The 24654-nt window shown below is 64.5% G+C and carries 23 protein-coding genes; 6 read left to right on the top strand and 17 right to left on the bottom strand.

Features of this window, described 5'->3' with window-relative positions:
• Window positions 1-12 precede the first annotated feature (12 nt).
• From P24_RS14660 to P24_RS14590, 16 genes are all read right to left on the bottom strand, one after another.
• On the bottom strand, window positions 13-759 hold the full coding sequence (locus tag P24_RS14660; RefSeq protein ID WP_008945522.1) for an SDR family oxidoreductase: 747 nt from the start codon (window positions 757-759) through the stop codon (window positions 13-15).
• Between the two features lie 28 nt (window positions 760-787).
• Window positions 788-1729: a carbohydrate ABC transporter permease gene (locus P24_RS14655; RefSeq protein WP_008945521.1), complete on the bottom strand. Its 942-nt coding sequence runs from the start codon at window positions 1727-1729 to the stop codon at window positions 788-790.
• A gap of 28 nt (window positions 1730-1757) precedes the next feature.
• On the bottom strand, window positions 1758-2726 hold the full coding sequence (locus tag P24_RS14650; protein ID WP_008945520.1) for a carbohydrate ABC transporter permease: 969 nt from the start codon (window positions 2724-2726) through the stop codon (window positions 1758-1760).
• 86 nt (window positions 2727-2812) lie between these two features.
• Window positions 2813-4132 (bottom strand): ABC transporter substrate-binding protein, encoded by a 1320-nt coding sequence (locus tag P24_RS14645; protein ID WP_008945519.1) that lies wholly within the window; start codon window positions 4130-4132, stop codon window positions 2813-2815.
• A gap of 80 nt (window positions 4133-4212) precedes the next feature.
• Entirely contained in the window at window positions 4213-5274 is a 1062-nt protein-coding gene (locus tag P24_RS14640; RefSeq protein ID WP_008945518.1) for an ABC transporter ATP-binding protein, read from the bottom strand.
• Window positions 5275-5458: 184 nt separating this feature from the next.
• Window positions 5459-6100: a hypothetical protein gene (locus tag P24_RS14635; protein WP_008945517.1), complete on the bottom strand. Its 642-nt coding sequence runs from the start codon at window positions 6098-6100 to the stop codon at window positions 5459-5461.
• A gap of 44 nt (window positions 6101-6144) precedes the next feature.
• Window positions 6145-7122 carry a D-erythronate dehydrogenase gene (denD, locus tag P24_RS14630; protein ID WP_008945516.1) on the bottom strand — a complete coding sequence of 326 codons (978 nt, stop codon included), beginning with the start codon at window positions 7120-7122 and terminating at the stop codon, window positions 6145-6147.
• Between the two features lie 180 nt (window positions 7123-7302).
• On the bottom strand, window positions 7303-9114 hold the full coding sequence (locus P24_RS14625; RefSeq protein ID WP_008945515.1) for an IlvD/Edd family dehydratase: 1812 nt from the start codon (window positions 9112-9114) through the stop codon (window positions 7303-7305).
• A 125-nt stretch (window positions 9115-9239) separates the two neighbouring features.
• Window positions 9240-9785 (bottom strand): PAS domain-containing protein, encoded by a 546-nt coding sequence (locus tag P24_RS14620; protein ID WP_008945514.1) that lies wholly within the window; start codon window positions 9783-9785, stop codon window positions 9240-9242.
• A gap of 102 nt (window positions 9786-9887) precedes the next feature.
• Window positions 9888-10727 (bottom strand): aldo/keto reductase, encoded by an 840-nt coding sequence (locus tag P24_RS14615; protein WP_008945513.1) that lies wholly within the window; start codon window positions 10725-10727, stop codon window positions 9888-9890.
• Between the two features lie 27 nt (window positions 10728-10754).
• A complete protein-coding gene (locus P24_RS14610) occupies window positions 10755-11429 on the bottom strand; it encodes a PAS domain-containing protein (protein ID WP_008945512.1) in 675 nt (224 codons plus the stop codon).
• Window positions 11430-11555: 126 nt separating this feature from the next.
• On the bottom strand, window positions 11556-12521 hold the full coding sequence (locus P24_RS14605; protein ID WP_008945511.1) for a calcium/sodium antiporter: 966 nt from the start codon (window positions 12519-12521) through the stop codon (window positions 11556-11558).
• A 498-nt stretch (window positions 12522-13019) separates the two neighbouring features.
• Entirely contained in the window at window positions 13020-13526 is a 507-nt protein-coding gene (locus P24_RS14600; protein ID WP_008945510.1) for a cupin domain-containing protein, read from the bottom strand.
• 188 nt (window positions 13527-13714) lie between these two features.
• Window positions 13715-14617, bottom strand: coding sequence for a nucleotidyl transferase AbiEii/AbiGii toxin family protein (locus P24_RS19865; protein WP_008945509.1), 903 nt, complete (start codon window positions 14615-14617; stop codon window positions 13715-13717).
• Window positions 14610-15491 carry a type IV toxin-antitoxin system AbiEi family antitoxin domain-containing protein gene (locus tag P24_RS19860; protein ID WP_008945508.1) on the bottom strand — a complete coding sequence of 294 codons (882 nt, stop codon included), beginning with the start codon at window positions 15489-15491 and terminating at the stop codon, window positions 14610-14612. The genes P24_RS19865 and P24_RS19860 overlap by 8 nt, the downstream gene beginning before the upstream one ends.
• Before the next feature lie 241 nt (window positions 15492-15732).
• On the bottom strand, window positions 15733-16794 hold the full coding sequence (locus P24_RS14590; protein WP_008945507.1) for a zinc-dependent alcohol dehydrogenase family protein: 1062 nt from the start codon (window positions 16792-16794) through the stop codon (window positions 15733-15735).
• 494 nt (window positions 16795-17288) lie between these two features.
• Here P24_RS14590 and P24_RS14585 point away from each other — a divergent pair, with 494 nt between their 5' ends.
• Window positions 17289-18302 carry an NAD(P)H-dependent flavin oxidoreductase gene (locus P24_RS14585; protein ID WP_008945506.1) on the top strand — a complete coding sequence of 338 codons (1014 nt, stop codon included), beginning with the start codon at window positions 17289-17291 and terminating at the stop codon, window positions 18300-18302.
• Window positions 18303-18312: 10 nt separating this feature from the next.
• Here the strand turns inward: P24_RS14585 and P24_RS14580 are convergent, their stop codons facing one another.
• On the bottom strand, window positions 18313-19110 hold the full coding sequence (locus tag P24_RS14580) for an IclR family transcriptional regulator (RefSeq protein ID WP_008945505.1): 798 nt from the start codon (window positions 19108-19110) through the stop codon (window positions 18313-18315).
• A 280-nt stretch (window positions 19111-19390) separates the two neighbouring features.
• Between P24_RS14580 and P24_RS14575 the strand changes: the two genes are divergently transcribed.
• From P24_RS14575 to P24_RS14555, 5 genes are read left to right on the top strand one after another with little or no spacing between them, the layout of a single operon-like run.
• The gene (locus P24_RS14575) at window positions 19391-19777 is read left to right on the top strand and encodes a Zn-ribbon domain-containing OB-fold protein (RefSeq protein ID WP_008945504.1); all 387 of its coding nucleotides are present in this window, start codon (window positions 19391-19393) and stop codon (window positions 19775-19777) included.
• Complete coding sequence (locus tag P24_RS14570; RefSeq protein WP_008945503.1) at window positions 19774-20928, top strand: thiolase; 1155 nt, start codon at window positions 19774-19776, stop codon at window positions 20926-20928. The genes P24_RS14575 and P24_RS14570 overlap by 4 nt, the downstream gene beginning before the upstream one ends.
• Window positions 20925-23027 (top strand): acetate--CoA ligase family protein, encoded by a 2103-nt coding sequence (locus tag P24_RS14565; protein ID WP_008945502.1) that lies wholly within the window; start codon window positions 20925-20927, stop codon window positions 23025-23027. Before P24_RS14570 ends, P24_RS14565 begins: the two co-directional genes overlap by 4 nt.
• Window positions 23017-23868, top strand: a complete 852-nt coding sequence (locus tag P24_RS14560) for a MaoC/PaaZ C-terminal domain-containing protein (protein ID WP_008945501.1) — start codon at window positions 23017-23019, stop codon at window positions 23866-23868. The genes P24_RS14565 and P24_RS14560 overlap by 11 nt, the downstream gene beginning before the upstream one ends.
• Complete coding sequence (locus tag P24_RS14555) at window positions 23861-24637, top strand: enoyl-CoA hydratase/isomerase family protein (protein WP_008945500.1); 777 nt, start codon at window positions 23861-23863, stop codon at window positions 24635-24637. The genes P24_RS14560 and P24_RS14555 overlap by 8 nt, the downstream gene beginning before the upstream one ends.
• Window positions 24638-24654: the final 17 nt, after the last annotated feature.

Genomic DNA, 24654 nt, shown 5'->3' with positions numbered 1-24654 from the left:
CGGGGGGAAGGCTCAATAGGTCGCGCGGCCGCCGGACAGGTCGAACACCGCGCCGGTGGTGAAGGAATTCTCGGCCGAGGCCAGCCAGGCGACCATGGAGGCGATCTCCTCCACCTGCACGAAGCGGCCGCGCGGGATCTTCTGCAACATGTAGTCGATATGGGTCTGCGTCATCTGGTCGAAGATGCGCGTCTTCGCGGCGGCAGGCGTGATGCAGTTCACGGCGATGTCGTGGCTGGCCAGTTCCTTGCCCAGCGACTTGGTCAGCGCGATGACGCCGGCCTTCGCCGCCGAATAGGCGCCGGCATTGGGGTTGCCTTCCTTGCCGGCGATAGAGGCGGTATTCACGATGCGGCCGTAGCCACGGGCGACCATGCCGGGTACCACGGCCTTGCAACAATGGAACACGCCGTTCAGGTCGATATCGATGACCCGCTTCCACTCCTCGACCGGGTATTCGGCGACGGTGGTGTTCATGCCGGCGATCCCGGCGTTGCAGACCAGAATGTCGATGCCGCCCAGCGCTTCGACGGTCTTCTTTTCCGCTGTCGCCACCGCGTTATAGTCGGTCACGTCCACCGGCACGCCGATGGTCTGGCCTGACAATTCTTCCAGCGCCTTCCTGGTGACGCCTGCATCAGCATCCCAGACCGCCACCGAGGCGCCTGAGAGCAGCAGGCGCTTCGTGATCGCAAGGCCGATGCCCTGCGCGCCGCCGGTGACCACGGCCCGGCGGCCCTTCAGATCGATCTGGTTCATGGGAAAGCTTCCTCCGCTGTCGCTGTTCTTATTCCTTAACGGCACCTGTCATCGAGGAGACGTAATGCTCCACGAAGAAGGAATACAGAATGGCGACAGGAAGCGATCCGAGCAAGGCGCCCGCCATCAGCGAGCCCCAGTGATAGACATCGCCTTCCACCAGTTCCGTCACCACGCCGACCGGTACCGTCTTGTTCTCCGAGGAGGAGATGAAGGTCAGCGCGTAGATGAACTCGTTCCAGGACAGGGTGAAGGCGAAGATGCCGGCCGAGATCAGCCCCGGCACGGACAGCGGCAGGATGATCCGGACCAGGATCTGCAGGCGCGAGGCGCCGTCGATCAGCGCGCATTCCTCCAGCTCGTAGGGGATGGAGCGGAAATAGCCCATCAGCAGCCAGGTGCAGAACGGAATCAGGAAGGTCGGGTATGTCAGGATCAGCGCCCAGTTGGTGTCGAACAGCCCGTAGGAGAACACCATCGTCGCCAGCGGGATGAACAGGATCGAGGGCGGCACCAGATAGGCGAGGAAGATCGCCAGCCCGACGACACGCGCGCCGGAGAAGCGCAGCCGCTCGATGGCATAGGCGGCGCAGACCGCGCAGAACAGTGACAGGAAGGTCGCCACGGTGGAGACCAGCATGGTGTTCCACAGCCAGACTGGATAGCTGGTGTCGAAGAACAGCTTCTCGACATTGGCCAGTGTGGCGTTCACCACCCAGAACGGACTGAAATCGTGGAAATTGTACAGCTCCTCGTTCGATTTGAAGGTAGTGATCGCCATCCAGTAGAACGGGAACAGCAGCACGAACAGGAAGATCAGCAGCGGGATATAGACCGTCACCACCCGGCGCGGGATGGAGGAGAGATAGGTCATCCCCTCATTGGGCGCCGGCCCATGGGAGCGGCCGCCCTCGCGGGCCTCGATGTCGGTGCCGGCATGGTCGGCCTGGCGGTTCGTCACGGTGCTCATGATATGGCCCTCAATCCCCTTGCCGCCCTCAATCCTTGCCACCCTGCTGCCAGCGCCGGCGCTGCAGGCCGAAATAGCTGAACAGGATGGCTGCCAGCAGGAACGGGATCATGGCGACCGCGATGGCTGCACCCTCGCCAAGCTGGCCACCGGGGATGGCGCGCTGGAAGCCCAGCGTGGCCATCAGGTGCGTCGCGTTCAACGGCCCGCCGCGGGTCAGCACATAGATCAGCTGGAAATCGGTGAAGGTGAACAGCACGGAGAAGGTCATCACCACCGCGATGATCGGCGTCAGCATCGGGAAGGTGACGAACCGGAAACGCTGCCAGCTGTTGGCGCCGTCGATGGTCGCCGCTTCGTACAGCGATTGCGGAATGGTCTGCAGGCCTGCCAGCAGGGTGATGGCGACGAACGGGATGCCGCGCCAGGTGTTGGCGGCAATCACGCTGGCCCGCGCATTGTCCGGGTCGCCCAGGAAATTGATGTATTCGTCGATCAGCCCCATGCGCTGCAGCGACCAGGAAATCACCGAGAACTGCGCGTCATAGATCCACCAGAAGGCGATGGCCGACAGCACGGTCGGCACGATCCAGGGCAGCAGCACGATGGCGCGCAGGAAGGCCTTGAAGGGCAGATGCTCGTTGATGATCAGCGCCAGCCACAGCCCCAGCACGAATTTCAGGATGCTGGCGACCAGCGTGTAGAGGAAGGTGTTGTACACCGACAGCCAGAACACCGGGTCGTCGGCCAGCAGCTCGAAATTCTCCAGCCCGATGAAATAGCCGCGCCGCCCGATGGTGGTGTCGGTCATCGACAGGTAGATGCCCAGGATCAGCGGCCAGGCGAGGAACAGCAGCAGGATCGCGGCGGCCGGCAGCATGAACCAGATCGCCAGGAAGTTGCGGTTGTTCATCAGCCGCGCGGTCAGCGGCACGTGAAAGTCCTCGGCCTTGGCGAAGCGGTTGTGGCGCGCTCCGGCGGGTGTCTCGGCGACCATGCGGGCTCCGTTCTCGGGTCAGCGGGGCAGGCAGCGTGCGGCAGGAGCGGCGCCATCCCGAAGGACAGCGCCGCCCCCGTCACGCATCAGACGCGGTAGTAGCGTTCGGCGCGCTTGGCCGCGCGTTCGGCCGCCTGCTTCGGCGTCTGGTCGCCCGCACAGACCTCGGCGAACATGTTGACGATGATGTAGTCCGCCATCGCCGCCGCCGAGGCATAGCCCAGATCGCCGGCAAAGCCGTTCCACTGCATGTTCTTCACGCAGTCACGGTAGGGCGTGTGCTTCGGATCGGAGGTCCAGATCGGGTTCGACGCATAGGCCGCCAGCGGATGGGTGATGTAGCCGATGGCCGCCTGCTGCCAGGGCTCGTACTGCTCCTTCTCCCACATGAAGCGCAGATATTCCTTCGCCGCATTCGGGTATTTGGAGTGCTTGAACAGCATCGCCTGGGTGAACAGGTGCAACTCGGTCGGCTTGCCCACCGGGCCGATCGGCATGTTCACATGCTCGATGTCGGCGGCCACGGCCTTCATCGCGTCTTCCTTGGACGTCTTGGCGGCGTAATAGACTGAGATGCCGTTGTTGGTGGCACCGATTTCGCCGGCCAGGAAGGCCTTGTTGTTGTTCGAGTCCAGCCAGGACAGCGTGCCGGGGATGAAGGTCTCGTACAGCTCCTTCACATATTCCAGGGCTGCGACCGTCTCCGCGCTGTTCAGCACGACCTCGTTGTTCTCGTTCACCATCTTGCCGCCGAAGCCCCACAGGATGGTGTGCACCCATCCATTGCCGTCACCGACCGCATTGCCCAGCGCCATGCCCATCGGGTGGCCCTTGGCCTTCAGCGCCTTGGCGCATTTCAGCACTTCGCGGTAATCCTGCGGGAACTTCTCGAACCCGGCTTCCTGGACCCAGCTCTTGCGGTACACCATGCACGCACCCGCAGCGCCCAGCGGCAGGCCGATCCAGCGCCCGTCCTTCTTGCCATAGCGTTCGGCAACCGGATACCAGCCGCCATATTTCTTGCCGAGATACTCGGCGACGTCGCTGACATCGACCAGCTTGTCGGGATACTGGTGCGGGTCGTCGAACCAGCCGACGATGATGTCCGGGCCGGAGCCGACATTGGCCGCCACCGCCGCCTTGGGGCGCACATCTTCCCAGCTTTCATTGTCGATGCGCACCTCGACACCGGTCTTCTCGGTGAATTTCTTGGTGTTGGCGACCCACTGCTCCTCGTCACCGGCGACGAAACGGCGCCAGCGCAGCACGCGCAGGGTCGCCCCGGCCTCCGGCTTGAAGCTCATATCCTGGGCGGCGGCACCGCCGGGCCCGACCAGCCCAGCACCCGCCACGCCAACAGCAACGCCGGCGCTGCTCTTCAACAGATCGCGTCTGGTAAAACTCATTGCCCATTCCTCCCTTGTTTGCCGGTCCGGCTTTCCGCCGGCCGTTTTGGCCCTTGTCCGGGCCAGTGGCGAACCGTCCGTCAGAGGCGGTTGCCGGTCTCCGCGTCGAACAGGTGCGTGTGGCCCGGCTGCGGCGCGACCTTGATCCGCTCGCCCGGCCGGAAGGCATGGCGCTCCCGGAACACGGCGATGATCTCGGTGCCGCCCATGTCGGCCACCACCTGGATTTCGGACCCTGTCGGCTCGATCACCGTCACCGTCGCCTCGGCGCCATCATCGGCCAGCACCAGATGCTCCGGGCGGATGCCATAGACGACAGGGCGGCCATGCGCGGCGGCGGGGGCATCGTCGAGCGGCAGGCGGATGCCGCCATCGCTGACGAAGGAAAGCTTGCCATTCGCCTCGATGCGGCCGCGCAGCATGTTCATGGCGGGCGAACCGATGAAGCCGGCGACGAACAGATTGTCCGGCCGGTCATACAGGCCCAGCGGATCGCCGATCTGCTCGACGATGCCGTCATGCATGACGACGATCTTGTCGGCCATGGTCATGGCCTCGATCTGGTCATGCGTGACATAGACGGTGGTGGAAGTCAGGCGCTGGTGCAGCGCCTTGATCTCGGTGCGCATGGCGACGCGCAGCTTGGCATCCAGGTTGGACAGCGGTTCGTCGAACAGGAAGACCTGCGGGTCGCGCACGATGGCGCGGCCCATGGCGACGCGCTGGCGCTGGCCGCCGGACAGCTGACGCGGATAGCGGTCCAGCAGGTTGGTCAGACCCAGAATCTCAGCCGCGACCTTCACCCGGCTGTCGAACTCTTCCCTCGGCGCGCCGCGCAACTTCAGCGAGAAGCCCATATTCTCGCCGACCGTCATATGCGGGTAGAGGGCATAGTTCTGGAACACCATGGCGATGTCCCGTTCCTTCGGCGGCACATGGTTCACCACACGCTCGCCGATCAGGATTTCACCGCCGGAAATGCCCTCCAGCCCGGCGATCATCCGCAGCAATGTGGATTTGCCGCACCCCGAGGGGCCGACGAGGATGACGAACTCCCCATCCTCTATGTCAATGGAAACACCATGAAGCACTTCGACCGGGCCGAAGGCCTTTCGCACGTCCCGAATCTGCACGGACGCCATGCTTTCCCTCCCATCACCTGCATCAAGGCAGGCTTTGTTTTATTAGGGAAAACCATAGAAGGCGTTTCTAATTCGCGCAAGGGGATTAGGTGTGCGTGCGGAGCTGATTCCTTTTCAGGTTGAATAAGTCAGACTTAATTTTATTGACGCGCATCATGCCCCGTTATCCGCGGTCAGTCCCAGGCTATGACGTGGCAAGCTGGGGAAAGCCCGGGTAAAATTCTTCGTGGCTGCCGTCGTGGTTTGGATAACCGGGCCGCGTCAGGCATCCCTTAGGCTCAGCATAGCTGTCGATCCGCCTTTGCGGCTTTTCGTGCCATGAGATGTTGAACGCCGCCATGCGCGGGAAAAAGCACAGGTGCGAATAGGGTAGATGGTCGTGTATCCACCAGGCGAGTGACTGCCAGCTTTCCCCCTTTTCGTAGCGTTCCGCGAACCATGGAATAACGATGCAGGCCGTTGCCCCCGAAAACCCGTCAGCATCACGGCGATCCCAGATGTGGCCCGCGAAGTTCGACTCGTTCGATGAGCATGTGTAGCCCTTCTTTCCGGCTCTCTGCTGCTCATTGCAGAAGCCATTGACGTCACATGACCTGAATGCGGAACGAATGATGATCTTCCCGAAGGTTGCCTGAAGCGGTTCCAGAAGGTCTTCGCAAAGACGCTTGCCCACCATGGCTGCAAGATCCGGGTCATCGGGAATGTTCGGGATGCCGTGGAAGTTCGCAACTTCACTGTAGAGAAATTCACGCAGGATGAATGATTTCGACAGGCGAATCCGCCCGATTTCATCAAGCGCGGCTACGCTTTCTGCTTTTCCTTTCACGGAACGAGTCTCCGTCGCTGTCGCTGAAAGGGGATGGTTGCCCCTCAAACCTTTCCGCCCAGTTCGTCCTCGATATGGATGCGGACGATCTCCTCGAAGCTGCTTTCGGCCTTGAAGCCCAGCGCCAGGGCGCGCTTCGCGTCGAACTTGTGCGGCCAGCCGGCAACGATGGTCTGGATCACCGGGTCGGGTTCGCGGCGGATCAGCTTCACCGCCTTCTCGCCGGCAACCGCCCGCAACGCCGATATCTGCTCGCCGACCGTGGCGGAGAGGCCGGGCATGGTCAGGTTGCGGCGCGGGCCGACCTTGTCGCCATCGATGGTCGCGGCATGCATCAGGAACCCGACCGCCGCCCGCGGGCTGGCGTGCCAGTGGCGCACCTCCTCGGAGACCGGCAGCACCGCCTCCTTGCCGGCCAGCGGCTCGCGGATGATGTTGGAGAAGAAGCCCGACGCCGCCTTGTTCGGCGTACCCGGCCGCACGCAGATGGTGGGCAGGCGGATGCCGATGCCGTCCACGAATCCCTTGCGGGTGAAATCCGCCAGCAGCAGCTCGCCGATGGCCTTCTGCGTGCCGTAGCTGGTCAGCGGCGCGGTCAGGAACTCGTCGCCGATGGCCTCGGGGAAGGGGGCGCCGAACACGGCGATAGAGGAGGTGAAGACCAGACGCGGCCGGTACTCGGTGCCGCCGGTGCGGCGGATCGACTCCAGCAGATAGCGCGTGCCATCTAGGTTGATGCGGTAGCCCTTCTCGAAATCCGCCTCGGCCTCGCCGGAGACGATGGCGGCCAGATGGAAGATCACGTCCGGCCGGCTGGCAATCAGGCGGGCGGCTGCGGTCGGCTGCGACAGGTCCGCCGGCTCCACCTCCACCGTGAAGGGGGCGGCGGGCTTTTCGGGGGCTGACACATCCACCAGATGCAGATGGCTGATGGCACTGCCGCCGAGCTTCCCGTCCGCGATCAGCCGTTGTGTCAGTTTGCGGCCGATCATGCCGCCCGCCCCGATGATCAGAATCCGCATGAAGTCTCTCTCCCTGATTTGTTTTTCTTGTCCCTCTCCCCTTGCGGGAGAGGGTTGCCGAGGCTTGGCGACGTAGGAGCCTAGACTCGGCTGGGTGAGGGGTGACCGCTCAGACCGTGCTGTACCCCTCACCCGCTCGCTCGCGCTCGCACCCTCTCCCGCAAGGGGAGAGGGTTTGGATCAGTGATTGTCCCGGGCCACGCCCTTGGTCTGGGCGACGCGCTGGTACTTCACCGCCGGCTTCAGCACCATGCCCTCGTCGAACTGGGCGACCATGGAGCGCTGGATTTCCTGCCAGGGCGTCTGGTGGTCGGGGAACGGGAAGCCGCCCTTCGCCACAAGGTCGGCCCTGCGTTTCTCATACTCGTCGCTGGAAATCAGGATATCGGCGGTGCGCTTGTTCAGGTCGATGCGCACCCGGTCACCGGTCTGCAGGATGGCGAGCCCGCCATTCAGGGCGGCCTCCGGTGCGGCGTTCAGGATCGAGGGCGAGCCCGAGGTGCCGGACTGCCGGCCATCGCCGATGCAGGGCAGCGCCAGGATGCCCTTTTTGATGAGGGCGGCCGGCGGCTGCATGTTCACCACCTCCGCCCCGCCGGGATAGCCGATGGGGCCGGTGCCGCGCACGAACAGCAGGCAGGTCTCATCGATGTTCAGCGATGCATCGTCGATGCGGTGGTGATAATCCTCCGGCCCTTCGAACACGATGGCGCGACCCTCGAAGGCGTTGGGGTCCTTCGGGTTGGAGAGGTAGCGCTTGCGGAAATCATCGGAGATCACGCTGGTCTTCATGATCGCGGAATCGAACAAATTGCCGCGCAGATGCAGGAAGCCAGCCTTGTCCACCATCGGCGTGTCATAGGACAGGATGACATCCTCCCCCTCGCGCTCGCGGCCCCGGCAGTTCTCGCCGATGGGTTTGCCGTTGGCGGTGACGGCATTCTCGCGGATCTTGCCGTGCTTCATCAGTTCGTTCACCACGGCGGGGATACCGCCGGCACGATGGAACTCCTCGCCCAGATACTTGCCGGCGGGCTGCAAATTCACGATCAGCGGAATGTCGTAGCCGATCTTCTCCCAGTCGTCGTTGGTGAGGTCGATGCCGATATGCCGGGCAATCGCGTTGATGTGGATCGGCGCGTTGGTCGAACCGCCGATGGCGGAGTTCACCACGATGGCGTTCTCGAACGCCTCGCGCGTCAGAATGTCCGACGGTTTCAGATCCTCCCACACCATCTCCACGGCGCGCAGCCCGGTCTCGTAGGCGATCTGCCCGCGTTCCCGGTAGGGGGCGGGAATTGCGGCACAGCCGGGCAGCGACATGCCCAGCGCCTCGGCCAGCCCGTTCATCGTCGAGGCGGTGCCCATCGTGTTGCAATGGCCGACCGACGGGGCGGAGGAGGAGACGATATCCATGAACTCCGCATAGTCGATCTCGCCCGCCGCATGGCGTTCGCGCGCCTTCCAGACGATGGTGCCGCTGCCGGTTCGCTCGCCCTTCCACCAGCCATTCAGCATCGGCCCGCCGGACAGCACGATGGCCGGAATGTTCACCGTGGCGGCGGCCATGATGCAGGCCGGCGTGGTCTTGTCGCAGCCTGTGGTCAGCACCACGCCATCCAGCGGGTAGCCATACAGCAGCTCGACCAGACCCAGATAGGCGAGGTTGCGGTCCAGCGATGCGGTCGGGCGCTTGCCGGTCTCCTGAATCGGATGGACCGGAAATTCGAAGGCCACACCGCCGGCGGCATTGATGCCCTCGCGGACGCGCTTGGCGAGGTCGAGGTGGTGGCGGTTGCAGGGCGACAGGTCGGAGCCGGTCTGGGCGATGCCGATGATCGGCTTGCCAGATTGCAGCTCCGCCCGCGTCAGGCCGAAATTCAGGTACCGCTCCAGATAGAGCGCCGTCATACCGGGATTGTCGGGATTATCGAACCAGAGCTGCGAGCGAAGCCGACGCGCGCCGGCCGAAGGCTGGCTGCCAGAACCCATGAAACCCTCCCAAGCGGTTACGATGGCTGATTTTTCTCAGCCTTGCCGCGCAGTATGAGGCTTCGCTGTTGGGAAATCAAACGCCGCCGGAACAAAGCTGAGCGGCGTGCCGTGAAAGGCTGGCGTCAGGCGGCGAGGCTTGGCACGCCGGCGCCGATATCGATGAAGCGGCGCTCACGCAGGCGGCGGTGTTCGACCACCACATCCTTGCGCTGATGGGGCTTCAGCCTGCCCTCGATGTCGTTGCTCTGGAAGATCATCTGGTCGGCGCGCCCGTCGCTGCCCCGCACCGGATAGCCGATGGCCTCGTTCAGCACGATGCGGCCGCTGGAAGTGACGGTCTCGATCAGGTTCCGCGTGCCACAAGGGTGGTTCAGCATGGTCTGGAATGTCTGAACGGCCTGCGCCCGGCGTTCTTCCGGCACGAAATCCAGATAGTTCCGGCCGGTGATCTCGAAGCCGTAGCGCCTGACCTCGTCCGTGCCGGCCAGGCGGAAGCGGACCATGGACGGCGATTCATATTGCAGGATGACGAAGGAGGGCAGGATCTCCTTCAGTTGCAGCAGGTCGATCTGGTCGCGGTCCGGCAGAAAATCCCGCTTCGGCAGGGACATCCAGTATGCACCGAACACCCGCGCACGCGGGTGAATGATATCGGGATTGTTGCTCATGGCCGTACCCGCTTCGGGGTGATTTATATTATTTGCCTAAATTTCCATGTTTTAGGCGCGCCAATCAATAGGAAAATCCCGATCCCGTGCAATCTGTGCGTGTCAGAGCATCTCTAGAGGCCGGGCGCTGGCGGGGGGCGGAAAGGCCCGGTCGAGAATGGCCAGGTCCTCGCTGTCCAGCCGGATGTCCAGCGCCGCCAGGTTCTCCTCCACATGCGCGGTGCGCGCGGCCTTCGGGATGGCGACGATGCCCGGCTGGCGCAGCAGCCAGGACAGGGCAATCTGCGCCGGCGTGGCGCCATAGCGTTCGGCCACCTTGCCCAGCGCCGGATATTTCAGCAGCCTTCCCTGCTCGATGGGCGAATAGGCCATGACCGGCACGCCGCGCTCGCGCGACCAGGGCAGCAGGTCATATTCGATGCCGCGGCGCATCAGATTGTAGAGTAGCTGGTTGGTCGCGACCTTTCCGGGGGCAAGCTTCTCAAGCTCCCGGCAATCATCCATGTCGAAATTGCTGACACCCCAGTGGCGGATCTTGCCGGCCTGCATCAGCGCCTCGAAGCCGGCCAGCGTCTCCTCCAGCGGATGCGGGCCGCGCCAGTGCAGCAGATACAGGTCGATCCGGTCGGTCCCCAGATGCTTCAGGCTGCGCTCGCAGGCGGCAATGGTGCCCTCGCGGCTGGCATTGCCGGGCAGTACCTTGCTGACCAGGAACACATCGTCACGCCGTCCCTTCATCGCCTCGCCGGTGATCTGCTCGGCACGGCCATTGGCATACATCTCTGCCGTGTCGATCAGCCGGATGCCAAGGTCGAGCCCGTTGCGCAGCGCGTCCGCCTCCTGCCCGGCGCGGCGGTCATCGTCGCCCATGCCCCAGGTGCCCAAGCCCAGCACCGGCATGGGTTCGCCGCCCGGCAGGGCGATGGTGGGGATTTCCGGCATGATGGTCCTCTTGGTTTCTCTGGATTGTCAGTCGTCGGGCCGCAGCCGGCGCTGCTGTTCCTCGATCTGCTCAGCGGTCAGCAGCCGGTGGCCGATATCGACATTGCCGACCAGCAGCCGCGTGCAGCGCCCCTGATCGTCGGCGAGCGGCAGGATCAGCCGCCGCCAGGCCTCGGCAGAAGTCCAGGGCGGGGAATTATGTTCGGTGAACAGCGGCATCATCCGGCGATAGACCGCCAGATAGCCGGCCCGGTAGAGCAGGGTCGCCGGCGTGCGGGTGACGCGCCCCATCTCGGAGACCAGCCAGCCGGTCCAGTCGCGCCCCGCCTTGCTGGCGACCTTGGTGCCGTAGAGCCGGTAGCGCGCGTCGAACCCGTCGCGCTCCACATCCAGCAGCATGATGTTGCCCAGCGCCGGCACCAGGTCGATGCCATCGACCTGCGCGGCCAGTGGTACCCCGTCCTTCTGTCCCTCACCGAGGCCGCGCCAGTAATCCAGCAGGAAGGCCAGCTTCTCGTCGCTGACCGACGCCGAACCGGGCACCCAGGCGATGCGCACGACGCACTCGCTGATCGCTTGGACATCCGATGCCGGCACTTCCTCCCGCGCGGCCAGGATGGCATCGGCGGCGGCGACGATGGAATCGTCCGTCGGCTCGGTCCAGGAGCGTTCGGGCCAGGGACGTTCGGGCGGCAGGCTCATCGTCGGTCATGTCCTGTCTTGGACGGGGGGGGCCGGGCGGGCATCCCATTGAACCCTCATTCTGAGGGATTGTTCGTATGGTAACGATCACGCCGGAAAAGTGGAGCCGCAAAAACGCCGGCCAGCTTACCCCATATAGCCGAGCATGCCGATATAGCCGATATAGAGCATCAGGAAGCCGCTGCCGATCACCCGGCCAACGGTGCGGGCGCGCAGCAGCACCAGGAAGGCCAGCAGCGTGATGGCCAGCATGATCGGCCCGTCGATCAGCAGAAAGCGCTCGCTGACGCCGATCGGCGCGATGGTGGCGGTGATGCCCAGGATCGCCAGCACGTTGAAGATGTTGGAGCCGACGATATTGGCCAGCACCACGTCGGAATGGCGGCGGATGGCGGCGACGATGGCGGTCGCCAGCTCCGGCAGGGAGGTGCCGACGGCAACGATGGTCAGGCCGATCACCGCCTCCGACACGCCGAAATCGCGGGCAATCGCGGTGGCGCCCTCGACCATCAGCTCGGCTCCCGCCACCAGCAGGCCCAGCCCGGCCAGCGTGGCGATGATGGCAATCGGCAGCTTCAGCGGAACGTCGGAAACCTCGTCCGCCTCATGCTCGTAGGCAGTTCCTTCGGCGATATCTTCGCGCGACTTGCGCTCCTTCAGAAAAGCCAGCGCCAGATGCAGCGCCAGCCCGGCCAGCAGGGCGAAGCCGATGAGGCGCGTGATCTCGCCATACCACAGCGCGGCGACCAGCGCGGTCGCGGCCAGCAGCATCACCAGCGCCTCGCGCCGGATGCCGCCATCGCTGTTGCCGAGCGGCGAGAGCAGGGCGGCAATGCCCAGGATCAGCAGGATGTTGGCGATGTTGGAGCCGACCACATTGCCCAGCGCGATATCGGGGGAGCCGGCCAGTGCTGCCTGCAGCGACACCACCAGCTCCGGTGCCGAGGTGCCGAAGCCGACGATCACCATGCCGACCACCAGCTTGGAAATGCCGAGCCGCGTGGCGATGGCGACACTGCCGCGCACCAGCCCCTCGCCGCCCAGGAACAGAAGGAGGAGGCCGGCGGCAACCATTCCGAAATCGAGAAGCATGGGGTATCAGGACCGGGTTGTGGGCGGGCGCGCGAAAACCGGCGACAGGTCGCCAGAGGTCATTTGGAACATCGGGGCCGGGCGGGGCCGCCCGGCAGCCCCTGATATTGGCCCGCCGCGCCGGATCGCAACCCCGGCACCGCGATTATGCGGGGTTTTTCAGGGGGGAGTCTTGTTCCCCCTCACCCGGTTCGCTCTCGCTCACCACCCTCTCCCGCGAGGGGAGAGGGTTACAAAACCACCCATTCTTTCCCTCTCCCCTGGCGGGAGAGGGTTGCGGAGGCTTGGCGAGGAACGAGCCTAGCCGCAGCTGGGTGAGGGGAGATTGGCACCAGGCCGCCTTATGAGCTTGCTGCCCGCATAAACACCTACCGTCACCCCCGCACTTGTTGCCCAAGGGCGTCTTGGGGTCCAGGCTTCCGCTGGCTGGATCGTCGGTCGGGTAAACTGAGCCCTGGATTCCCGGCACAAGGCCGGGAATGACGGTCTGAGTATTGCTCACGCCGCCGCTTCGAGGGGCGTGCGGCTGATCTTGTCGGTGTTCTTGCCCTCGATGCGGATCAGCTTGGTGGGGCCGGCGCGGTAGGGCGCATGCACGTCGCCGGCGAGATAGAGATGCGCCACGCCCGGCGTCAGCCGGTAGGTGCGGGTCTTTTCCACCCGGCCCGGCTTGCCGCCCGATGGCGGGGTGACGATGCGCCAGTCGGTCATGTCGGTCTCGCCCTCGGCCTGGCCGTAGATCGCCCAGGTGGGGCCGTGATCGTGCGGGCCGGAATCCTTGGCCCCCGTATAGACATGGCGGCAGATGGCGAAGCCAAGATCGGCATCCTCGTACAGCACCTCCCGTTCCTTCGGTGCCGGCACGCCGAAGCAGGCGGCCATGAAATCCGTATCGCGCAGGGCCTTCTCGGTCAGAAGGCGCACCTTCTCCTGGCCCGCCGGGCCGGGATCGGCGGTCAGCGCCGCGCGGATATCGGCCGCGAACTCATGCAGCGTATAGGACATGGGGGCATCCTCCGGAGCGTTTCTTGGTCAGCGATCCGGATAGGTTAGGAGGCTTTCGCCCCGCCGCCAAGGGGAGAGGGTGCTGGGGGGCTTTAGTGTCTACGTTCGAACTACGGCAGTATACTTCATTTAAGTCGCTAGCTGCGCTTAGTGAATATTTCAAATCCTAACGTTTTCAGAACAGAATGTTATGATGCCCAAGGAAATTTCCCATAAAATGCCTCAATGCTAGCATATCGCGCGTCAAATGAAGGAAGTTCGGATAATTCTAATTTTAGGGTGTTCCAATCGGCCTCAGCGCGCTGTCGCACTTCTGGATCAGCTAGAGATTGTGCGGTGGGTATAATCCCACGCGTGGCGCATTTTTCGAGCAATGTCTTATGAATCAGCGCCAAATCAGCTTTCTTTAATGGATGTTCGTCGAGAAGAAATGCTATGTCATAAACATCCTGACGGCGATATCGGTTGCGTATGGGTTGCTGAAGAAGAGCCCGCAGTTTCTCGGCGATGATCTCATGGATGGTAAAGGCACGCACAGCGACGCCAGCGTTGGTCAAATTAAGCTCTTGAAAGTGATAGACTTGATCGTGAAAGCTAATTTCAATATCTACGACTCGTGTCGCTTGACCAGCCGTGAGCCGTGTTTGCTCATTTGTCCCACGAATAGCTGATCCAATTCGGACTAGCAGGGCGGGAAATTTCATGTTTTCAAAATTTTGCGGGCGTGGCCGCTTTTCCACTTTCTGGACTCGGCATATAAGATCAATGTACCCGAGTTGAATTGCGACTTTCGGTAGTTGAGCGTTGAGTTCATCGACAAGTAATTTGTCGAAGTCGTCGGGACCGACCGAGGCGCTGAAATCGACATCGCCTGTAACACGATCGCTTCTGAACGCAAGCGCCATTAGTGCGCCACCTTTTAGGACAAGGGTTTTGGCTAGACTAGGTGATAGGCCAATCGTCGCCAGTACGACCTCGGTGACTTGACGATTGCGGTACAATGAAGGGTTTGCGCGCGCGGCTTCGACCCAAGCGCGAATATCAACCTCGACAATATCTGCGGGTCCTTCGGGGAATAAGTCCTCAAGCATTTATCGAAATCATCCAGCGTTCCGAAAAAACTGACACATAATTACTGTCGGGATCTAGCTTACGTGATCCGCCGCGCTGCGCGTAAGTTTCCCAAGCAGCGATTCGCGCGTCCTCAAAACCCAGTCGTTCGGTGAAGATATAGCCTGCGCGTACCTTTGCAATTTTGCTGTTGAGACTGTTGATTCCCATAATGATTGCGTCGGTCCAACTAAGCGCGTGATTTTCCCAGATATCGAGTACATGGCGCATACCGCCGCACAGCGCTGGCTTATCGAGCATGTCTGCGAAGGTGCGCCCAATATCGGTTATTCTCGTTCGCTCACCACTTATGGCTGTCGGAGTTGCGGGGTGTCGGGTCTCATGGATAATAACTGGCCGTCGCCGCACTTTATCTTTAAAGCCGAAGCGCACGAGACTGGGAGCGCTAGCGTGCAGTTTGTCCATCCCATCGGTAATAATTCGTTCGTCGCGCATTTTGTTCCAGATTGGTCGCGAAGGCGTCGAAAGGTGTAGAGCCTCGGGACTACGATCAGTGAGTCCATAACGCTCCATTGCGGAAAGATACGAGACGTAACAGAAGGGGTCGGCAATTGAGGCAATTTCCTCAGCTGATCCCGAGCGGCTGGATTGAACGACGCGCCACATCCCCATAAGAAAATCAGCGTCAGGGGCAATGACTTGGCGCTTTCGGAGGCGGCGTTGGGCATTCCGCATTCGGGTATGGTCCCAACTAGAGGGCAGGCGTGACAAGGGGGAGCCTTCCCAACTGGCCGCTGCGAATAACTTTGCACCTAGTTGATAAAACTCATAGTCGGTAATTGCCGGCGCGTCTGACGCTATAAGCGCTGCTTCAAGGGCATCACTGAATATCATGCTATAGCACCTCATATACGTCCTTAGGACGTATATGAGGTGCTATATGATGTCAATTCGAAAGGAGGGCTTGTGATTTTTATTGACTTACTCTATTGCAACATATATATGTCCTAAGGACATATATATGTTGCAATAAGTTGCAAGTTTAAATTGATGTGTGGATGTGTTGCGAATTCTCTCTTTTGGAGACGCAAGTGGAGTTATCCGCTTTTGTCAAAGCTGACTAACTTCCTCCCCCTCACATCAAAAACACGCCCTTGCCGGTGGTCTGGCTGTCGAACAGGCGGTAGGCGGGTTCGGCCTCGTCGAGGCGCCAGCGGTGGGTGAACAGCGCGTCCACGTCGATCCCTCGGTCGGCGATGAAGCGGGCGCAGTCGGCTTGGCCGACGGTCGAGAAGGTCCAGGAGCCGATCAGCGTCACCTGCCGGCGCAGCAGGTCGTTGCTGACATCCAGCGTCACCTCGCCGCCCTCCCCCACAAAACAGGCCTTGCCCCAGGTGCGCAGGCATTTCACCGCCTGCGCGCGGGCGGCTGGCGAAGACGAGGCATCGAGCGAGAGATGCGCGCCCAGCCCATGCGTCAGCTCGCGGATGGCACCCACCACATCGCCCGCACCGTTTGGCAGTTCGGCGGGGTTCAGCACCGCATCGGCGCCGAACTCCAGCGCGCGGGCGAGGCGCTCCGGGCTGGTGTCCAGTGCAATGACCCGCGCCCCCAGCGCGCTGGCCAGCTGCGTCGCCGACAGGCCCACCGGCCCCTGTCCGAAGATGGCGATACTGTGGTCGCCCTGCAGCCCCAGCCGTTGCAGCGCGCCCCAGGCGGTGCCGGTGCCGCAGGAGATCGCCGCGCCCGTGGCGAAGGACAGCTCGTCCGGCAGCTCCACCAGCGTGCGTGCCGGGCATTTCATGTAGGTCGCGTGTGCGCCATGGCCGGTGACGCCGTAGACCTCCGCCACGCCCTCGACGCAGAGCTGCATCCAGCCGGTGGAGCAGTGCGGGCACACGCCGCAGCCACGATAATGATGCTGCATGACGCGCATGCCGATGCGGGCCTGCTTTTCCGGGACACCGGGGCCGACCGCGACCACCACGCCGCAGGGCTCGTGCCCGCCGATGATCGGCCCGTCCTGCATTTTGAAGCCCAGCGCCCTGGCGCCGCCCGGCGTGCGGTAGAATTTCAGGTCGCTGCCGCACATGCCCGAGGCCTTGATCTCCAGCACCACCTCGCCGGGGCCGGGCGCGGGGTCGGGGAAGTCGCGCAGCTCCAGCTTGCGGTCGCCCAGAAAGACGATGCCCTTCATGCCGCGTGTCCTCTCCCTTTTGTTTTTGTTCGGATTCGCCGCCCGCTCCTTGTCATTGCCGGGCTTGACCCGGCAATCCAGGGGCCGCGTTCTGTATCGCTACAAGCTGAGCACCGCCCCTGGACCCCCGGGTCAAGCCCGGGGGTGACAAAGCGAGTATATGCGCTCCCGCTTTTTCAACCATGACGCTACTGCCGGTTCCGGTGCTTTGACAAGCAGGTGCTGTTTCTTGGAATGGCGCTGGGGGTGACATGCGGGCCTCACGGTTCTCTCTGACCGTCATTCCCGGGCTTGTCCCGGGAATCCAGACCTCGGCTTGCTTTGGCGCGGCCTGAGTAGGCTGAACCCTGGACCCCCGCAATAAATGCGGGGGTGACGGTCTGAGGATGGGGTGACAGTCGGAGTATGGGCGGCGGGTGGTGTGCGGCACGCCAGTTGACAACCTCGCCGGGCCCGCCTTTGCTGAGGCGCAAAATGAACCGGAGGAACCGCCCATGCCTGCCTCGTCCACGCCGAAGCTGCCGACGCGCCTGACCGATCTGTTCGGCATCGAGAAGCCGATCCTGTGCGGCGGGCTGATGTGGCTGGCGACGGCGGAATATGTCGCCGGCGTGGTGAATGCGGGTGCCATGGGCTTCATCACCCCGCGCTCCTACCCCGATGCCGATGCCTTCCGCGATGCCGTGCGGCGCTGCCGGGAGATGACCGGCGGCAGGCCGTTCGGCGTGAACCTCTATATCTCCGCCCGGCCGGCGGAGAATGAGAAGATGAAGGCCTATGTCGATGTGGTGGTCGAGGAGGGGGTGCGCTGCATCGAGACGGCGGGCTACAGCCCGGAGGCGCTGCTGCCGCGCCTGAAGGAGGCTGGCTGCGTCGTGCTGCACAAGGCGACGACGGTGCGTCACGCCGCCAAGGCGGTCTCGGCGGGCGTCGATGCGGTGGCGCTGATCGGGGCGGAATGCGGGGGCCATCCCGGCATGGGCGATATCCCCGCCATGCTGCTGGCCGCCCGCGCGCTGGAGCAGCTCGACGTGCCGGTGGTGGTCGGCGGCGGCATCGGTTCGGGCCGGCAGATCGCCGCAGCCCTGGCGATGGGCGCCGATGGCGTGCTGCTGGGCAGCCGCATGCTGGTGGCCGACGAGATCTGGGCGCATCCGCTCTACAAGCAGCATCTGGTCGGGCTGGACGAGACCTGCTCGACGACCGTGCTGCGCAGCCTGAAGAATACCTATCGCTGCCTCGCCAACGAGACGGCCGCCGAGGTCGCGCGGCTGGAATCCAGCGGGCAGAGCGATTATGCGGTGCTGGGGCCGCTGGTCGGCGGGCCGATCCAGAAGGTGGCCTACGAGACCGGCGACTGGACCAAGGGCGTGCTGTCGCTGGGGCCGGCGGCGGCCTGGTGCGATAAGCTGGAGCCGGCGGGCGCGATCCTGGACCGGCTGGAGGCCGATGCGCTTGCCTGCCTGCGCGCCACCGCCGCCCGGCTGGAAGGGCTACAGCCGGCTTAGGACGCCCCTCTTAGGACGCGATAGCGGACAGCGCCGGCTGGCGCTGCGGGAACAAGGCACGGCTCAGATAGCGCGCCACATCGCGCAGCTCCTCGCCCAGCCGGTCGATCTGCTCCGGCGTCTGCTGGCCCTGGATGGCGATGCCGCTGATGCCGAAGCGCGGCGTGCCGGCCTGGTCCACCACCGCGCTCGCCACCGTGGTGATGCCGCGATAGAGATAGCCCACATCCTTGGTCCAGCCGCGCTTGCCGGCCTCCGCCACCTCCGCCTCGTACTGCTCATAGCTGGGCGGGTTCTGCCAGCGCAGGGTGGTGAAGCGGCGCCGCAGCTCCGCCGGGGGCAGGTCCAGATGCGCCGCGACGCAGCGCCCGACCGCGCCGATCAGGAAGGGCAGGCGCGAGCCCACCCGCATGTCCACACGCACCACATGCTCGCCATAGGCCCGGTCGATGACGACGATATGGCCGTCCTCGGTCACCCGCCACAGCGCGATCAGCATATTGTGGTTCAGGGCCAGCCGCTCGATCTCCGGCCGGATCAGGTCCAGATAGCTGGTGCCGATCAGCCCGGTCGCCAGCTCCGCCACGGCGAGGCCCAGCGTGTAGGTCTTGTCGGTCTCGTGGAAGCTGACGAAGCGCGCCCGCGCCATGGTCCGCAGGATGCTGAAGCAGGTGCTGGGGCTGATACCGGTCTCGCGCGCCACGGCGGCGACGCCCAGCGGGCCCGGCGCATCCGCCAGATGCTGCAGGATGCGCAGCGCATGCACGACCGCGCCGACATCCTTATGCTTTTCTGTTGCATCAGCCATTCAACACTCCGATTGCAATTCTGAATACAGAATGTACCATGGCTTCCCAACGAGACGCCACAGGCGCGATGCGGGAGGACAAAATAAAGGTATTTCAGTAATTTGAATATGTTTTGTCAGACCTCTGGCGGCTTTGCCGTCCAGATGGCGGATGACGGAACGGGCATTCTCTTTTGCAGAAATGTGAATGTCTTTCGAATTTTGAAATCCCGCCGTTTCCCGCTCCGCGCTGCCGGCGCCGTCCCGTGTATTGCGACGCCAAGCGAGACAGAGGAAACGCATGATCCCCACACAGAGCCAAGGCCCCGGCCCCGAAGCGCAGTACCGCGCCTTCCTGGATGAGGGCCGCTTCATGATCCAGCGCAGCACCTCCACCGGGGAGCATGTGTTCTATCCGCGCGTTGCCGCCCCCGGCAGCGGCACGATGGACCTGGAATGGGTCGAGGCGTCGGGCCTCGGCACAATCTATTCCATCACCGTGAACCGCGGGCGCGACAGCAGCTTCAACATCGCGCTGGTGCAGCTCGATGAGGGGCCGCGCCTGATGACCCGCATTGAGGGGGTGGAGACCGCCCCGATTGGCACGCGGGTGAAGGCGCGTATCGCGGAGCTGGAAGGCGAGAAGGTTGTCGTATTCGACCTCGCGGAAAAGGGAGGTGCGGCATGAGCAACATGAATGTGCGTGGCCGCACGGCCATCGTCGGTGTCGGCGGGGTCGGCTGGGGCGAGGCGCCCGGCCGCAGCGCCATCGAGCTGCTGGGCGAGGCGGCCATCGCCGCCGTGAAGGATGCCGGGCTGGAACTGAAGGATATCGACGGGCTGTGCGCGGCGACCAGCACGCATGCTTTCCCGACCCTGTCGGTCGCGGAATATCTGGGCATCCGGCCGGCCTTCTTCGACGGCACCAACATTGGCGGCTCCTCCTTCGAGATGCATCTGCTGCAGGCGGCGCTGGCGCTGGAAGCTGGCATCTGCAACGCGGTGCTGATCTGCTACGGCTCCAACCAGCGCACCGCCGGCGGTCGTCTCGTCTCGATGAGCGAGCCGCAATGGCACGAAGCCCCCTTCAAGCCGCGCCATCCGGTGACCGCCTATGCGCTGGCGGCGCACCGCCACATGCATGAATACGGCACCACGCGGGAGATGCTGGCCGATATCGCCGTCTCCGCGCGGCAGTGGGCGAACAAGAACCCCAACGCCTTCGCGCGCGGCCCGCTGACCCGCGAGGATGTGCTGAACGCCCGCATGATCAGCGACCCGCTGACCACCCGTGACTGCTGCCTTGTCACCGATGGCGGGGCGGCCTGCGTCATGGTCCGCGCCGACCGGGCGAAGGATCTGAAGCACAAGCCGGCCTATGTGCTGGGCGTCGGCGGCGCGCATTCGCACCGCTCGATCACCCAGATGGCCGACCTGACGCGCACGGTGGCGGCGGAAAGCGGCCCGCGTGCCTTCGAGATGGCGGGGCTGAAGCCGTCCGACTGCGATCTCGTCATGCTCTATGACGCCTTCACCATCACCACCCTGCTGTTCCTGGAAGATCTCGGCTTCTGTCCGAAGGGTGAGGGCGGCCGCTTCGTGCAGGATGGCAACATCGCCCCCGGCGGTTCGCTGGCGGTGAACACCAGCGGCGGCGGCCTGTCCTGCGTTCATCCCGGCATGTACGGGCTGTTCCTGATCCTGGAGGCGGTGACGCAAATCCGTGGCCAGGCCGGTGAGCGCCAGCTCGACAAGTGCGATGTCGCGATCTGCCACGGCAATGGCGGCGTGCTGTCCAGCCAGGTGACGGCGCTGCTGGGCTCGGAGGCGGCGCTGTGAGCGACCGGCTGTCGCGCCTGTTCGCGCCGCGCTCGGTCGCCATCATCGGGGCGTCCGGCGATCCCAGCCGGATCGGCGGGCGACCCATCGCCTCCATGCTGGCCGGCGGCTACAAGGGCACCATCCTGCCGGTCAATCCGAACCGGCCGGAAGTGCAGGGGCTGACCGCCTATGCCTCGGTCGGCGACCTGCCGGAGACGCCGGATGTCGCCATTGTCGCCGTGCCGGCGAAGCTGGTGACGGAGACGGTGCAGCAGCTGGCCGCGCGCGGCACGGCGGGCGCCATCGTCTTCAGCTCCGGCTTTGCCGAAATGGACGAGGATGGAGCGGCCGAGCAGGACCGCATGATCGCTGCCGCCAACGCGCATGGCATGCGCGTGCTGGGGCCGAACACGCTGGGCCTGTTCGATTTGCGCAGCGGCTTCTACGGCAGCTTCACCTCGGTGTTCGAGGGTGGCATGCCGTCGGTCGGGCGCATCGGCATCGCCAGCCAGTCGGGCGCCTATTGCGGCCATCTGGTCAGCGTCATGCGGGCGCGCGGCCTTGGTATCGCCGCCGGTGTGATGACCGGCAATGAGGGCGATGTGACGCTGGGCGATGCCATCGGCCATATGGTCACCGATGACGGCATCGACGTGATCGCCGTCTATGCCGAGGGCATCAACCGCGGCGACAGCTTCGTGGCGGCTCTGGAGGCCGCCCGGCAGGCGCGCAAGCCGGTGGTCGTCATGAAGGTCGGGCGCAGCGCGCTGGGCGGCGCGGCGGCCAAGTCGCACACCGCCTCCATCGCTGGCGACGATACGGTGACCAGCGCCGTGCTGGCGGAATTCGGCGCGGTACAGGCGCACACCACCGACCAGATGCTGGATATCGCGCAGCTGGCGACGCGGCGCATCTATCCGGTGAACAACACGCTGGGCGTCATCACCGTCAGCGGCGGGGCCGGCGTCGTCGTCTCCGACGCGGCGGAGGAGCTGGGCCTCGCCATGCCGGAAATGCCGGAAGACGCGCAGAAGCGGCTGAAAGCGATCCTGCCCTATGCCGCCCCGCGCAATCCGGTGGACTGCACCGCGCAGGTGCTGAACGACCTGTCGCTGATGGGCCAGTTCTCCGAGGCGGTGGTGGCCGAGGGCGGCTACACCTCGATCCTGGGGTTCCTGACCTATACGGCGGGCTCGCCGACGCTGTCGCCGCGCCTTCGGGAGCAGCTGCGCCTGCTGAAGGACAAGCACCCGGACCGGCTCTATGTGCTGTCCGTCGTGGCCGGGCGCGACCGCATCGCGGAATATGAGGGCGACGGCTTCAGCGTGTTCGAGGACCCGACCCGCGCCGTCGTCGCCATCGATGCGATGGGCAGGTTCGGCAAGGGTTTCGCCCGCAAGCCGGGGCAGAAGCCCCCTTCCGTGCCGGCCATCTCCCTTCCCGATGCCACACCGACTGAGGCGGAGGCCAAGCGCCTGCTGGGCCAGGCCGGCATCAAGGCAGCGCCGGAGCAGGTCTGCACCTCGCCGGAGGAGGCCGCGAAGGCCGCCGCCGGCTTCGGCTATCCAGTGGTCATGAAGATCGTCTCGCCGGACATTCTGCACAAAACGGAGATCGGCGGCGTGCTGCTGGACGTGGGTGACGAGGCCGCCGTGAAGGCCGGCTACGCCACGTTGATCGAGCGCGCGAAGCAGCATGCGCCGAAGGCCCGTGTCGAGGGCGTGCTGGTGGCCAAGCAGCTGAAGGGCGGCGTCGAATGCATCCTCGGCATCCATCGCGACCCGGTGTTCGGGCCGGTGGCGATGGTCGGCCTCGGCGGCGTGTTCGTCGAGATCGTGAAGGATGTCGTCTTCCGCCGCTGCCCGTTCGGCATCGATGTGGCGGCGGAGATGATCGGCTCGCTGAAGGGCGTGTCCCTGCTGCAGGGTGCGCGTGGCCGGCCCAAGGCCGATGTGACGGCACTGGCGGAGATGCTGTCGCGCCTGTCGGTCATGGCCCATCAGGCGGGTGACACGCTGCAATCGGTGGACCTCAACCCGGTGATCGTGCTGCCGGAGGGCGAGGGTGCCTACGCGGTCGATGCCGTCATCGAGATAGGGGGCGGCGATGGCCATTGAGTACGAGAAGCTGCTGAACTTCCCGATCCCGGAAGTCCGCCAGCATCTGACGAAGCGGGACAGCGTGTTCTATGCGCTGTCCGTCGGCCTCGGCATGGACCCGATGGACGAGCGCCAGCTCGACTTCGTGGACCATCACCGGGAGATGAAGGCCATGCCGTCGATGGCGGTGGTGCTGGGCCATCCGGGCTTCTGGCTGCGCAATCCGGAAACCGGCGTTGATGCCGTGCGCGTCGTGCATGGCGAACAGGGCATCGAGATCCACAAGCCACTGCCGGTCGAGGGCGCGATCATCGGCACCACCCGCGTCACCGGCATCGTGGACAAGGGCGAGGGCAAGGGCGCGCTGCTCTATTCCGAGAAGCAGGTGCGCGGCGCCGATGGCACGCTGTACGCCACCACCCGCTCCACCACCTTCCTGCGCGGCGATGGCGGCTTCGGCGGCCCGTCCGGGCCGGTAAAGCCGCCGCACCCGGTGCCGGAGGGCGAGCCGGATATGGTGGTCGATCTGCCGACAAGGCCGGAACAGGCGCTCTATTACCGGCTGAATGGCGATGACAATCCGCTGCATGCCAGCCCGTCCATCGCGGCGAAGGCGGGCTTTCCCCGGCCGATCCTGCACGGGCTGTGTACGCTGGGCTTGGTCACCCACGCGCTGATCCGCGCGCTTGCGAACTACGACGCAGCTGCGCTGAAGTCACTCGACCTGCGCTTCTCCTCGCCGGTCTATCCGGGCGAGACCATCCGCACGGAAATCTGGCGCGATGGCGCCTTCCGCGCCCGCCTGCTGGAACGCGACGTGGTGGTGGTGAATAACGGCAAGGCGGTGATTCATGGCTGAGGAAACAGCACAGGTGCTGCGCGAGAGCCGCGACGGCGACATCGCCATCCTGACGCTCGACAATCCGGCCCGGCGCAATGCGCTGTCGCTGGAGATGCGGCTGAAGCTGACCGAGGCGCTGCGCCGGCTGGATGGTGACAAGGATGTCCGCGCGCTGGTGCTGACCGGCACGGGCGGGCATTTCTGCGCCGGTGGCGACATTGCCGGGCAGGGCAGCGGCAGCCTGGCGGACGGCCGTGAACGCTTCCGCATGACGCATGAGATGGTGCGGCTGCTCGTGCGCTGTTCCAAGCCCAGCATCGCCGCCGTGGAGGGCTGGGCCGCCGGGGCCGGCCTGTCGCTGGCGCTGCTGTGCGATAGCGTGGTGGCGGGCGAGGGTGCCAAATTCTCGGCCCCGTTCGGCAAGGTCGGACTGATTGCCGATCTGGGTCTGCTGCACACCCTGCCGCGCCGCATCGGCGAGGGAAGGGCGCGGCAGATGCTTCTCTATGGCGAGGCGATGGAGGCCAGGGAAGCGCTGGCCGCTGGCCTGGTGGACCGGCTCGCCCCCGATGGCAGTGTGCTGGAAACAGCGCTGGAACGCGCCCGGCTGCTGGCCGCCGCGGCACCGCTGCCGCAGCAGCTGACCCGGCAATATCTCTGGCGTGGGCTGGACGAGGCGCTCGACTGGGAGCGCGAGGCCCAGGCCGCCCTGATGACCACCGAGGATCATGCGGAAGGCCGCAATGCCTTCCTGGAGAAACGCGCGCCGCGCTTTGCCGGCCGCTGAGCGAAGAGAGAACGAGG

It is taken from the genome of Oceanibaculum indicum P24, from assembly GCF_000299935.1.
GTDB classification, from domain to species: Bacteria; Pseudomonadota; Alphaproteobacteria; order Oceanibaculales; family Oceanibaculaceae; genus Oceanibaculum; species Oceanibaculum indicum.
The sequence above is the reverse complement of the archived record's forward strand: the minus strand, read 5'-3'. Positions and strand labels throughout refer to the sequence as shown.